Here is a 13,255-nt window from a genome sequence, read left to right as displayed (position 1 = left end):
GTTATAATTATCAAAGAATTATTTAATAACTTAATTAGATAATAATATAAAGATTTATATAGAGAAATATAAAGCTATATATAACTAACCAAAAATAGAAAATATAATGGCCATTGGGAAACTCAATGGCCATGTTATTGCGATAAGAAAAGCACTCAGCAGGCGCATAGCTAAGCTGGGATCTTTAGTTAAAAAGAAGGTGATAATAAAAGAGAGTACAGCCCCAATTAGGTAGCCTATTCCAATAGTTGCGATAACAGACATAGTCGATCTTCAGTAAAAAAATTGCAGTAATTGTACGCTAATTTTGTTAAAGAAACAGACTAAGAAGAAAAAATTTTCAACAAATGTCATTAGCAATTGGTGTTTTTTTAGCATTTATTTCATTATTGATCGCATATTTTACTTAAGTAACATCCAACAAGCTTATAACAACTTTTCTTGTTTTACCGCAGCCTTTGCTACTGTAAGTCTTTTTAATACCCTAACACTATTTTTTAAGCTTTATCCCTTTTAGGCTTTTATCTATTCTATTAACGATCCCAAAGGGGGTTATAGTAACAACATCCTTATTATATTGATTACTAAGTTACATATATCATTAACAACATTGTTTAGAGTATAACTTGCTCATGGATGGGTAACACTTAAAGGAGCTAAGTGTTAACTAGGACGTGATTAAAATCCTCTTGTTGCCTTTAAAGAGGATTTATTTTTTTGTTTTTTTAAAGAAGCTCGATCCCTGTAACCTTTTTCATACTATTCATAGGTTAAAAATCTGTATACTTTAGAGATAATATTTCTTATCAATTTATATAAGGTGGTTATCGCTATGGTTCCTTACCAACCCGTATTAACCTTTTGGTTTGAAGAATGTACCCCAAAACAGTGGTTTCAAAAGGATAGCGCTTTTGATAAAGAAATTAAGGATAGATTTGGTGAGCTATGTATTAGCGCAAGTCGCGCAGAGCTTGCCTCTTGGCGCGAGAGCATTGAAGGGCGGTTAGGGGAAATTATTATTCTAGACCAGTTTTCACGTAATATTTGGCGTGATACACCAAAGGCTTTCGCCCAAGATAATATGGCGTTAATTCTTGCTCAAGAAGCCATTCGATTACCCGAATATCTCACCCTGACACCGGTAAAACGCAAATTTCTGATCATGCCATTTATGCACTCAGAATCACAAAAAATCCATCAAGATGCCATTGCGTTGTTTTCACAATTAAATGATGACGACACGTATCAATATGAATTACGCCATAAAGAGATTATCGATAAATATGGTCGTTATCCTCATCGTAATGAAATTTTAGGGCGTACTTCCACACCAGAAGAGTTAGCGTTTTTACAACAACCCGGCTCCTCATTCTAAAAAGAAAAAATGCATATCTAAAAAGATATGCATTTTGTTTTTCGTTTCTTGCCGATGACTATGCTTATGATGATAAATCAATAATGATAAAGCGTCATCGCACAGAAAACCCATATTACATGGTTATATGCCATAAGTTATAAAAGGCAATGCGACCGGATAATTCAGCAATCACGACCGCTGCGGCACAAGTGGCTAAGGTCACTTTTGAGGTTTGCGCTTTTAATGCACTAAACCCGACAACCACAATACCTAATGCTAATACTGCTAATTGGAAACCCCAAAACAGTGATTGCTCAGCACTTAATTCTGGGCCATTAAAGCTTAGGAAACTGACATAACCGGAGCGTGCTGCAAAGGTAATTATGGCACCGATAATAAAGGACAATGCCCCTAAACGTCTTGCACCACTGACCATTGCAAGTACTCCACCGCCAATTAATAGCGTCATCCAAAACTGTAATGTGGTGTAATCTGTGTTCCAGTTAGCAATTGTTGGAATATGGTAAACTTGCGGAATTGACCAAACAAAAGCTAAACCAAAAATAACGGTAAATAGATTACAAATTTCACGTAATCCCCGCCATTTTTTCATAATAGTGAGTGCCACTGTTGCAAAAGCAAAACCAGTAAATACACCACTTAGAAAAGCTTCGTTACTCATTGGAGAACGGCCTACGCCTAATAACATATTGAAAAAGCGTAGTGGCTGACCTACGTGTAATCCACCAATACCTAAGCCCACAAGCATTAATATCAGAGCAAGAATATTGGCATTACGCAGTTGTTGTTCATCAATTTGACCTAACTTTTTACTGATATAAGCGATCAGAAACAGACCTGCTGCGCTAGAGCCTAAAACAGTAAAAAAGACAAGAGGAAGTTCATGCATGGTTTATACCTCCGCCGCATTTTGAACTGAGCCGGTTTTATCACCAGAAGGTTTTGCATCTTTATGTGCTTTTATCACGATATTTGGGTTAGTTAAGCTTGGATCTGGCATTGGTGCGATACCACACTCTGTACCATGTTTCGCTCTGATCACTTCAATATCATCAAAATCCAGTGCACGTTGTGGACAAGATTCAACACAGACCGGTTTCATACCTTGGGCGACACGCTCATAGCAACCATCACATTTTGACATCAATTTTTTCTTTTCATCAAACTGTGGTGCGCCATAAGGGCAACGTAATTCACAATAACGGCATCCAACACAAACATCTTGATTAACAACCACTAAACCGTCTTCTTCACGTTTATGCATCGCGCCAGTAGGGCAACCTGCCACGCAAGTAGGGTTAGAGCAGTGGTTACAAGAAATTGATAAATAATAACTATAAATATTTTGTGTCCAGATACCGTCTTGTTTTGCCCAGCTACCACCGCCATATTCATAAACACGACGGAATTTAGGGCCTAAATCTAAATCTTTTTCGTCCTTGCAACTGACTTGACAGGTTTTACAGCCAGTGCATTTAGTGGAGTCAAAATAAAAACCATATTGCTTCATGAGTTAACTCCTTATGCACGTTTCACTTCAACAAGGTTAGTATGTTGTGGATTTCCTTTAGCAAATGGCGATGGGTGCCAGCTTGTTAATGTATTAATACATCCACCGGTATCTACACCTGTTGTATCAAGTGAACGCCATGCACCTTGTGGTACTGCAATCACACCAGGTAATACACGATCTGTCACTTTGACACGAATATGCAAGCGACCACGTTCGTTATAAATCTCAGCAATATCGCCAGATTTTAATCCACGCTGTGCCGCATCAACGGGGTTTAACCAAAATTGATGGGGAATAGCTTCACGTAACATTGCGACGTTAAAATAGGTAGAGTGGACGTGACCTTTATCGTGGAAGCCCGTCATTTGCAGTGGGAACTTCTCTTTTAAGGTAACGTTTTCAACACCTTCTTAATTTTTACAATATTCTGGAATTGCAGGAATACGATCACCTTCTGGTAAGATCCAACCTTCAGTGTCTTGCATTAATTTCTCAGAATAGATTTCAATTTTACCTGATGCTGTTTTTAGTGGGTTGGCGATAGGATCTTGGCGAAATGCTTCTAATGCCACATAAGCGCTACGAGGAGGAAGTTTTCTATCCACAATCCCCATATCGTTAGTTTCAGCAAAAGAAGGAAGCGCTGGGTTATTTGCTTTTACTTGGTTATAGCAATACTCAATCCACTCTTGGTAGGTTCTACCTTCAGTAAATTTCTCTTTAACACCTAATTTTTCAGCGATATCTGCCAATACATCATAGTTAGGACGATTTTCCCATAACGGCTCAATGGCATTTTGTAAACGCACCATATAATGATACGCACCACTAGCATAAGAGTTATTGATAAGATCGTTAGTTTCCACAGTAGTGACATCAGGCAGTAAAATATCGGCATATTTTGCTGATGGTGTCATGTGGTTATCCCACACTAAAATAAATTCACATTTTGATTCATCTTGCAGTAATTCATGTGTTTTATTGAGATCAGCATGCTGGTTACCAATCACATTACTGGAGTAACACCACATAAATTTAATGCCCGTATCCAGCTTATCTTTATTTCTGACACCGGCATTTTTACTGGTTAACTCTTCACCACGAGCAACCGCTTCAGACCACATAAACGTTGGGATCTGGGTTTTTACTGGATTTGGTATGGCAAAACTTGCGACAGGGTATTCAATGCTACCGCCCCAACATCCGGTATTAGTACCAGGACGACCAATATGACCAGACATTAATGGCAACATCATAATTGCACGGCAAGCTTGTTCACCATTACTGGTACGCTGAATACCCCAGCCTTGGGAGATCCACGCCGCTCTGGCATTACCAATTTCACGTGCCAATTGAATAATACGCGCAACGGAAATTCCGGTTAATTGACTTGCCCACTCAGGGGTTTTAGCAATTCCATCAGGACCATTACCGAGAATATAGTCTTTGTAAGAGCCATTTTCAGGTGCTGAGGCTGGCAGAGTTTGTTTATCCCAACCGATGCAATATTCACGTAAAAATGCCTCATCAGTGATACCCTCTTGGATCATCACATAACCTAACGCAGCCACTAATGCAGCATCAGTACCCGGATAGATAGGGATCCACTCTGCACCTAATGTTGTGACACTATCAGTACGACGCGGGTCGATAATAATTACTTTACTTTTACTCTTATCTAACGCATTCAGTGTTTCATAGAACTGACCACCGCCAGACATACGAGTTTCAGCAAGATTATGACCAAACATCACAACCAAATCTGAGTTTTCGATTTCTGTTAACAGAGATTCCAGCATATCACCATACACATAAGGGACGATACCGGTTAATTGTGAATAAGAGTAAGTACCGTAGTCACTTAAGAAGCCACCGACTGTACTTAATAGACGTTTACAGGCTGTTCTACCATGTAAATTCGCTCCGGTAGATCCAGTACCATATTGGTAATAAATAGCCTCATTACCATAGGTATCGATAGTATATTTTAGCTTATCAGCGATAATCGAAGTCGCTTCATCCCAAGAGATACGCTCGAATTTCCCTTCACCACGTTTACCGACACGTTTCATGGGGTATTTTAAGCGGTCTGGATTATAAGTTTTCCAACGAACGGAACGTCCACGTAAGCAAGGACGGATCTGATGAAGACCAAAGGTTGAGTCATCAAACATGGTTTCATTGGAAATACGGCGGATCACACCATCTTTAACATGAACTTTTAATGGGCAACGACTACCACAGTTCACTAAGCATGCACTGTATTTGATGGTTTCAGACGTCTCATCAGGACGAATACCCTGGGGTGTTTGAGCATTAGCAGAGAAAGGTAATGATACCGTTCCAGCTACAGCAGCAGCGCCAGAAAGAACAGCTGCAGACTGAATGAAGCCACGCCGGCTCATTTCAGTGATAGAAACATTATTTTTAATTTTTGACATTGACATTACCCTAACATTTTTCACAACAAATAAAGTTGTATATCTATGTTAAGTTATTACACCTATACCTATAATGATTTATATCAATATAAAAAATGTTAATAAGGTTATCTAAAAAAATAATTATTAAACAATTGGTTACATTTTGCGGTTAATACCACTTTAGTGGTAAATAAAATATCAAATATATAGGTGGAAACAGCGATTCGATATATAAAAAATAACATATCGATTTTAAAAAAATAGGCTAAAACAAGATTGTTAATATGATAACAAAGTCGATAGTTATAAATATTTGTTAATCTATTTAATAGAAAAAAGGGAGAATTAATCTCCCTTTTAAATAATGAACGCTAGGGCTATGGTGTGTCGATATTGGTAGGGAATTTTAATGCTCTGACATCGCTACCTGTTGGTGATTGATGTATTCGTAAACCAAACTGAGGAAGAATAGCGAATATATGATCAAAAATATCGGACTGAATAGCTTCATACTCTACCCACACGGTTGTATTGGTAAAGGCATAAATTTCGATAGGTAACCCTTCAGAGGTTGGGGCAAGCTGTCTTACCATAATGGTCATCTGTTTATGGATCTTCGGATGATTTTTTAGATAAGCTTCCACGTAAGCGCGAAATGTACCGACATTCGTCATACCACGTTGATTAAGTGGCATTTGATGCTCATGACAAAGGCTAGCGTTATAGCTGGAGATTTCACCTACTTTGCTTTTTATATAAGGTTCAAGAAGCTGTGCCTTTTCTAATTTATCAATATTCTCTTGATCTAAAAAGTAAATACTATTGATATCAAGAGATAAACTGCGCTTAATTCGACGCCCACCTGATTGTGTCATCGCTTGCCAGTTTTTAAACGAATCAGAAATTAAAGAATAAGTAGGAATGGTCGTAACGGTATTATCCCAATTACGTACTTTTACTGTGGTGAGGCTAATATCCACTACGGCACCATCAGCACCATATTTAGGCATTTCTAACCAATCACCCAAGCTAATCATATTATTGGCGGAGAGTTGAATACCGGCAACAAGTCCCATAATTGGATCTTTAAATACCAACATCAACACCGCAGTCATGGCACCTAAACCACTTAATAAAATAAGCGGTGATTTACCGATCAGTAATGAAACAATCATGATACCAATCAGCACGCTGGCGACTAATTTTAAACTTTGGAAAATACCTCTAAGGGGTAATCGGCCAAAAGAAGGGGAATTTCTCATGATCTGCAAACAGAGATCCATAATTGAGAAAATCATCAATAAACCGAAAAGTAAACACCATGCTTGAGCTGTAGTGGTTAATATCTCCTGTGTTTTACCGGGTCCCATCCATAATAAGGCTTGGATATTAATGACTACACCTTGGATAAGAAAGGCAAATCGACTGAATAACTTATTAATTTCAAAAGAGAGTTGCCACTTTTGATCGTATTTACTGATAGCTTTTGAAAGCTTAGGGAGCACAAGTTTGTGCAAAATAAAGTGGAGAACAAGAGCAACAACAAAAATGATCAATAAAACAAGTAACAGAGAAGTGATTTGAGCGTACTCTTCATTAAACTGACGTATCCATGTAAGCAGTTGCTGCTGCATAAACTATCCTCATCATAAAAGGTGATTTAATACTAGGGTACAAGAAGAGGGATTTTAGTTCAAACAAGTGAAATTTTTGTTACTAAAGATGCGCGAAGAGTAAGATAAGAAAAAATCAAAGAGATAGAAAATAAAAGCCAGATAGTGCCTCTTGCGATATAGAGTGCATTTTCTGGCTTTATGCGCTAGTTATTCTTTTTAATACAAAGAATTACAATAAACGAGTTGAAGATAATTTAACAACAACTTGGTGCAGATGAGTAATAAAAGAAGTCATTGATTTCATATTAAGTATCCTATTAATAAAATGTGATTCTCGTCACAAATATTTTCTGATACTGATTCTAATCACATTTTCATAACAGTCAATAGCTTTATACAAAAATATTTTAAATTTTAAATTATTTTTTATATTGAAAGCATTTTTTGTTGGTAACCATAGCTTAAGAAAGTTTGAATTTATATCTATCTTATTGTTTTAAAATTATTTTTCTGCTTATAGCGCTTAGTTGACTTTTTCTATTGCACCTTTCGCGATATTGTCTTTTTAAACTAACTATTGCAGTAGAGAAATGAGGAAGTAAAAGGAAGGGCATTTGACAAGTAGTCTCGGTTGGCTTTGTCGAATTGGGATAAAATATATACACCGCTACTGTTAGAGCCACATTAAGTGGCTCTAATATTCAACTACAGCTTATAAACTAAGACGCAATTAACGAGTCATCCGCTTGATTGCACTGGCTATTGATAGAATAGTTATAGAACTTAAAATAAGTTGTATACCAATCAATGCCATCACCAGTGTTATAGAAGTTTCAGGGCCAAAAGCTAGTAAGAAATAGGCTAAAACAAGATCTAAAAAGCCCACTAAAATATTAAACCAGCCATAAAAGCTATCTTTAATTTGCTTAAAGCCGAGGACTAAGCGGAGTATTCCTGCAAAGATAAATAAATAACCGATAATAAATGCAAGGCTTAACATGCCATTTAAAGGATCGGTAATAAAAATATAACCTAAAAATAGATAGATAAAATCAGCAAGTAAAGTAATTAACATCGACCAACCAGAAGAGATCCGGCTATTAAAGGCCGCCATTATGCTGGTTATTGCACAAGCAAAAAACACCACACCGAGGAAAACACTGACCACGACCCCTGAAGAAAAAGGGTTAATAATACAGATAATACCCGCAAGTAATCCCAGCATGGCAATGATACTCATTAAAGTACACTGCTTTTTAACGAGTTTCTCTGTTAGCTGAGATAAATTATTTTTATTAATGTCTAACATAACAACCTCTTAATTTGTAATCCTTATCGCAAATTATAGCAATTTTTAGCTATATAACAGGAATTCTTTAAAGAAAAAGGCCATTAAAGATTTGTATTAGAAAGTCAGTAGCATTTGAAATAGTAATGTGAAAGAGTAGTGTGGTGAAAAGTTATCAAGGTTAATACAATTTATCACGGAGGTAAAATGTCTGAGATTGTGTATTTAAATAACCAATTTGTACCTAAAGAACAAGCTAATATCTCTGTTTTTGATCGAGGTTTCTTATTTGCTGATGCCGTTTATGAAGTTACCGCTGTTATTAACGGACAATTAATTGATTTTGAAGGGCATTTTCAACGTTTACAGCGCTCTTGCAAAGCATTATCAATGTCTTTTTCATTAACCAAAGAGCAATTAAAAGAGATCCACGAGCAATTGATAGATAAGAACCATCTGCATGAAGGACTTATCTATTTACAAGTCACTCGTGGCGCCGATTCATCACGTTTTTTTGATTTCCCGTCTTCATCAGTCGCTCCTACATTGGTGCTATTTGTTCAACACTCAACGGTGGTAAATCATCCTAATGCAAGCAAAGGAATTTCTGTCGTAAGTGTTGAGGATATTCGTTGGCAACGCTGTGATATTAAAACGGTGGCATTACTTGCTGCATGTTTAGCTAAACATCATGCGCATCAGCAAGGTGCTGATGATGCTATTTTTATCAAAGAGGGTTATATCACCGAAGGGAGTTCAAGCAATTTCTTTATTGTTAATCAGCAAGATGAAATTATCACTCGCCCATTAAGCCAAGATATTTTACCGGGGATCACGCGACAAGCGATTATTCAGTTAGCCAAAGAACAAAAACTCACCATCATTGAGCGTTTATTTACACTCGAAGAAGCGAAACAAGCCAAAGAGGCTTTTATTAGTTCAGCGACTACCTTAATTTGGCCGGTGATCTCCATTGATAATGAAAAAATAAATCAAGGTAAGGTAGGGGCGTTATCACAACGCTTAAGAGAGATTTATCTTGAGAAAGCCGGTGTGAAACCATAGTAAATTTTTATCGCACTGATTTTGACTTTATCAGAAAAATCAGTGCGATAATACCATTGTCACTAATTGTGATGTTCAATGATCATGACAGCGGTAGTATCTGGCTCTAATGCACGTAGCACATGAGTAACGTCACCAGGGTAACAAATATAGTCACCGGGAGATAACTCTTGTTGATTATCTAAAGTACCGACAATGGCACGACCGCTAATTATAAGAATATGTTCTGTGACATTTTTACTATGAGGATCTGATACTCTATCTTTACCCGGTTGAGCAATAACCGTATAAATATCGCGCTTCGCACCATTGGGGCAAGATGACAATAAAAAGGCATGGTAATAGGCCTTTTCTGCACTAATTTTAAATCCATCCCCTTTGCGGATCACTTTAACTTCTGGTTTAGGTGAGGAAATCAGTTGTGAAAACGGAATATTGAGTGCGACGCAAATAGCCCATAAAGTTTCGATACTTGGATTACCTTGTCCCGCTTCTAATTGGGATAACGTTGACTTTGCGATCCCCGCTCGCCTTGCGATTTCTGCAAGTGAAAGACCTGCTTTTTTTCTTTCTCTAGCAATGGATTGAGAAATAATTTCAATGGGTGCCGAAGGTGATGACATCATAGTTTCCTTCAAAAATCAGCTTGCAAAAAAATACATCGTTCAACATAATGAACAAATTGTTCAATAAATAATACGTTTTTTTATGCATATTAACAGTCGTCTAGATAATAACGTACTTAGAGATATTCTGCTTGTTTCATTAGCGGATGGGATCGTTGGAATATCTTATGGTGCTTTAGCACATACTCAAGGTTTCGATTTTTGGGTACCCCTTTCGTTATCGATTTTTGTTTTGGCAGGGGCTTCTGAATTCCTATTTATCGGAGTGGTTGCGATGGGAGGAAGCGCCATCTATGCGGCACTCGCTGGCTTAATGGTCAATGCAAGGCACATCCCTTTTAGTATGGCGGTGAAAGAGTTACCCGGAAAAGGGATTAAATCACTATTAGGCTTTCATGTATTAAATGATGAAAGTGTGGTTTTTGGGTTATCTCAATCGACTGCTGAGCAAAATAGATTAGCATTTTGGGCTTGTGGATTAGGCATTTTACTGATGTGGCCGTTAGGTACTATGCTAGGTGTTTATTTAGGCTCTTTTATTGTTGATATAAAAATGCTTGGTTTAGATGCGATGTTCCCAGCGATTATTTTGGCACTAAGTTTACCGGCATTGAAAAATAAATTAACACGAAAAGCCGCTATTATTGGTAGTGTGATTGCCTTAGCAACGACACTGTTTCTCCCTGCGGGAATACCGGTTTTATTATCCTTGTTAGGCGTTTTATTTGTGGTGAGAAAAATATGATCTCAACAACTTCACTTATCGCAGGTATCGCTATTTTAGCCGTAGGAACTTATGCCATGCGCATCTCCGGTATCTTATTAAATAATAAAACGGGGATGTCTGAGCGGGTCAAAGAAATGTTTTCACTTTCGGCAATTGTGATCTTATTTTCGGTTGCAATGACATCTACTTTCTTTGATGGTGACCAACTCGCTGATATTGCCAAGATTATTGGTGTGGGTGTTGCAGGCGTTTTAACCTGGAAAAAGAAACCTTTTATTTTGGTGGTATTAAGTGCTGCTATTATTACCGCGATGCTACGTTGGATAGCCACTTTGTGGGGATAAGCATAACTAATAGTTTTAACTAAAATTATAGGAGGCAAAGGCCTCCTATAATTATATTTACTCGTTATCTAGTGGTTTAATTTTTAACGGTAAGGTAATAATAAAACCAATACCTTTATTGTGTAGCCCTTCAGTAATGGAAATGGTTGCTTGAATTTTTTCAGCGAGATTTTGTGCAATAGATAAGCCTAAACCACTGCCCGTCCCTTGTGATCCCGGAACACGATAAAAACGGGAAAATAGTGAGCTAATATACTCTGGTGCAATTCCAGGTCCATTATCACGCAGAATAATATTGAGATGATGGGTATCTTTATGTTCAATAGTCACTTCGACTTGACTATTATTGGGGCAATATTTGATTGCATTATCCAATAAGTTATTAAAAATAGACAGTAGTGCTTGTTTATCTGTTTCTATTTTAAGTGACATACCTTCATTTAAAGATAGCTCAATATTTTTTGTTAAGGCATAAGGCACTCGCTGAGCAATAGCATTACCAATAATATTATAAACATCAAAGGATTCTATTTTTATAGGGAAATCATCACACTCTAATCTCGCTAAATCAATAAGCTGGTGGGAAAGTGCGGCGGCTCTATCCAGAGATTGTTTCATATCTTCAATAATTTCTTCTCGCTCCTGCTTTTCATCGACTAAAGAGAGAATGTGCAATTGGGCAATCACTGCGGCAATCGGGGTTCTTAGCTCATGAGCCGCATCAGCCATAAATTGTTTTTCTCTAATATTAGCCGCATCTATTCTTGCCATTAATTGGTTAAGCTCTTTAAAGATAGGGCGGATCTCTTTAAATTGTTGTCCGACATTAATTGGCGTTAAATTGCGAGGTTTTCGGTTAGAAATCAGCTCTGCGGCTTGTCTTAAAGGGCGCAAACTAAAATAAGCAGTAATTAAGATAGCCAAGATCACCGTCGCTAAAATAAATAGGAAGGGCACAAAAGTACCGGAAATAGGGTTACCAATGACATGTCCTCTATCTTCGACGGATTCACCAATAAAAACTTTAATTTTATGTTGTTTTCCCCAACTATAAGATAAATACCATTTCTCCCCAGCCACAGAGATTTTTTCAGAGGCAAGCGACAGTACCCGTTTAGGCAGAGAAAGTTCCGGTCTATTGGTATAAATCAGATCATTATCTTTATTTAAGACAATAAACCAAGGTAAATAGTGTAAATCATCATCTTCACCATTAAGCATGGTATCGATATACATATTTTGTAAATGGTGAGCTATCTGTTTTACTGTCTCGGGTTGAGAGGAAACCGTTTCGAGTGTATTGGCAAATCCTTCAGCAATAATTTCTTGTTGCTTATTGTAGATAGTTTCAAAGTCAGCAAGATAATCAAATTCTATCCAAGCTAACCAAACGCCCCATAACATCACGATAGATATCGTTTGTAGAAAGATAGTATAAATAAAGAAAGAGCGGATCTTCATTTAGTTCACTTCTTTTTTTAAGAGATAACCGATACCGCGAACCGTAATAATACGCTCTTTGCCTATTTTACGGCGTAAGTTGTGCATATGAACTTCAAGTGAGTTACTTTCAATTTTGTCATCTAAGCCAAATAAGCGTTGTTCTAAATCAGATTTACGTACTACATTATCTGTATTGCGCATCAGCTCATATAATAGCTGGTACTCTTTACCTGATAATAACAATAGTTCACCATTTAAAGTGACTTGATGATTCGAGGGATTAAGCTGTAAATCACCAATAGACCAAATCTGTGAAGAGAAACCGGCCATACGGCGACTTACGGCTTTTACACGAGAAATTAATTCAGGCATAGCAAAAGGTTTTGGTAAGAAATCGTCAGCACCTGAATCTAATGTTTGTACTAGGTTATCTATTTGAGTACGAGCCGTCAAAATAATAATGGGTATTTTTTCACCACTTTTTCTTAGTGCGATAAGTTCATCTTGACCATCACCATCAGGAAGACCTAGATCAAGCAACATTAAATCAAAGGCTTTTTGGTTTAATTGAACACGTGCATCCGCAAGCAATCTTACCCAGCAGGGCTGAAAACCAGCAATTTCTAAACCGCGACAGAGTGCCTTTCCCAATTGCAGATCGTCTTCAACTAATAAAATATTCATAATAACACCTATCAAAATATGCTTTAAGAAAGTATAAAAGGCAAATAAAGTTTGAGCAATATAATAAAAGATAAAGCTAAGTGTGATTAATCAACTCTTAATATTAGATAATATATTATTAAATATGTATTTTTACTGAAAGTAAGGT

General features: G+C 37.1%; 12 protein-coding genes and 1 pseudogene. 4 read left to right on the top strand and 9 right to left on the bottom strand.

The features are described 5' to 3' along the window. Positions 1 to 84: 84 nt before the first annotated feature. On the bottom strand, positions 85 to 264 hold the full coding sequence (locus AACQ49_RS17525; protein WP_017628013.1) for a GhoT/OrtT family toxin: 180 nt from the start codon (positions 262 to 264) through the stop codon (positions 85 to 87). A gap of 568 nt (positions 265 to 832) precedes the next feature. Here AACQ49_RS17525 and AACQ49_RS17520 point away from each other — a divergent pair. Beyond that, positions 833 to 1,375: a DUF924 family protein gene (locus AACQ49_RS17520; RefSeq protein ID WP_004243612.1), complete on the top strand. Its 543-nt coding sequence runs from the start codon at positions 833 to 835 to the stop codon at positions 1,373 to 1,375. A 115-nt stretch (positions 1,376 to 1,490) separates the two neighbouring features. Here the strand turns inward: AACQ49_RS17520 and AACQ49_RS17515 are convergent, their stop codons facing one another. The 5 genes and pseudogenes from AACQ49_RS17515 to AACQ49_RS17495 all read right to left on the bottom strand — a co-directional run bounded on the left by AACQ49_RS17515 (position 1,491) and on the right by AACQ49_RS17495 (position 8,239). Continuing rightward, complete coding sequence (locus AACQ49_RS17515) at positions 1,491 to 2,267, bottom strand: dimethyl sulfoxide reductase anchor subunit family protein (protein WP_004243611.1); 777 nt, start codon at positions 2,265 to 2,267, stop codon at positions 1,491 to 1,493. A gap of 3 nt (positions 2,268 to 2,270) precedes the next feature. Next, the gene (locus AACQ49_RS17510; RefSeq protein ID WP_004243609.1) at positions 2,271 to 2,888 is read right to left on the bottom strand and encodes a DMSO/selenate family reductase complex B subunit; all 618 of its coding nucleotides are present in this window, start codon (positions 2,886 to 2,888) and stop codon (positions 2,271 to 2,273) included. Positions 2,889 to 2,899: 11 nt separating this feature from the next. Continuing rightward, a pseudogene (locus AACQ49_RS17505) lies at positions 2,900 to 5,338 on the bottom strand (DMSO/selenate family reductase complex A subunit). A gap of 353 nt (positions 5,339 to 5,691) precedes the next feature. Then, positions 5,692 to 6,948: a mechanosensitive ion channel family protein gene (locus AACQ49_RS17500; RefSeq protein WP_004250735.1), complete on the bottom strand. Its 1,257-nt coding sequence runs from the start codon at positions 6,946 to 6,948 to the stop codon at positions 5,692 to 5,694. Between the two features lie 712 nt (positions 6,949 to 7,660). Continuing rightward, positions 7,661 to 8,239, bottom strand: a complete 579-nt coding sequence (locus AACQ49_RS17495) for an HdeD family acid-resistance protein (RefSeq protein ID WP_161779193.1) — start codon at positions 8,237 to 8,239, stop codon at positions 7,661 to 7,663. Positions 8,240 to 8,425: 186 nt separating this feature from the next. Here AACQ49_RS17495 and AACQ49_RS17490 point away from each other — a divergent pair, with 186 nt between their 5' ends. After that, a complete protein-coding gene (locus AACQ49_RS17490; protein WP_161779192.1) occupies positions 8,426 to 9,283 on the top strand; it encodes a D-amino-acid transaminase in 858 nt (285 codons plus the stop codon). A 62-nt stretch (positions 9,284 to 9,345) separates the two neighbouring features. Here AACQ49_RS17490 and AACQ49_RS17485 read toward each other — a convergent pair whose 3' ends face one another. Continuing rightward, positions 9,346 to 9,906, bottom strand: a complete 561-nt coding sequence (locus AACQ49_RS17485) for a helix-turn-helix domain-containing protein (RefSeq protein ID WP_004250737.1) — start codon at positions 9,904 to 9,906, stop codon at positions 9,346 to 9,348. Between the two features lie 85 nt (positions 9,907 to 9,991). Here AACQ49_RS17485 and AACQ49_RS17480 point away from each other — a divergent pair, with 85 nt between their 5' ends. Continuing rightward, complete coding sequence (locus AACQ49_RS17480) at positions 9,992 to 10,654, top strand: AzlC family ABC transporter permease (RefSeq protein WP_012368078.1); 663 nt, start codon at positions 9,992 to 9,994, stop codon at positions 10,652 to 10,654. Beyond that, a complete protein-coding gene (locus tag AACQ49_RS17475) occupies positions 10,651 to 10,980 on the top strand; it encodes an AzlD domain-containing protein (protein ID WP_004250741.1) in 330 nt (109 codons plus the stop codon). The genes AACQ49_RS17480 and AACQ49_RS17475 overlap by 4 nt, the downstream gene beginning before the upstream one ends. 57 nt (positions 10,981 to 11,037) lie before the next feature. On the opposite strand, the gene AACQ49_RS17470 is transcribed toward AACQ49_RS17475, so the two are convergent. Both AACQ49_RS17470 and AACQ49_RS17465 read right to left on the bottom strand, forming a co-directional pair. Then, the gene (locus tag AACQ49_RS17470) at positions 11,038 to 12,441 is read right to left on the bottom strand and encodes an ATP-binding protein (RefSeq protein WP_004243598.1); all 1,404 of its coding nucleotides are present in this window, start codon (positions 12,439 to 12,441) and stop codon (positions 11,038 to 11,040) included. Further along, on the bottom strand, positions 12,442 to 13,107 hold the full coding sequence (locus AACQ49_RS17465) for a response regulator (protein WP_004243597.1): 666 nt from the start codon (positions 13,105 to 13,107) through the stop codon (positions 12,442 to 12,444). It abuts the gene before it with no gap. Positions 13,108 to 13,255: the final 148 nt, after the last annotated feature.

The organism is Proteus sp. G2675, assembly GCF_963886535.1.
Classification (GTDB): domain Bacteria; phylum Pseudomonadota; class Gammaproteobacteria; order Enterobacterales; family Enterobacteriaceae; genus Proteus; species Proteus mirabilis.
Note: the sequence above shows the minus strand (reverse complement) of the source record. Positions and strands in the feature narration are given on the sequence as shown.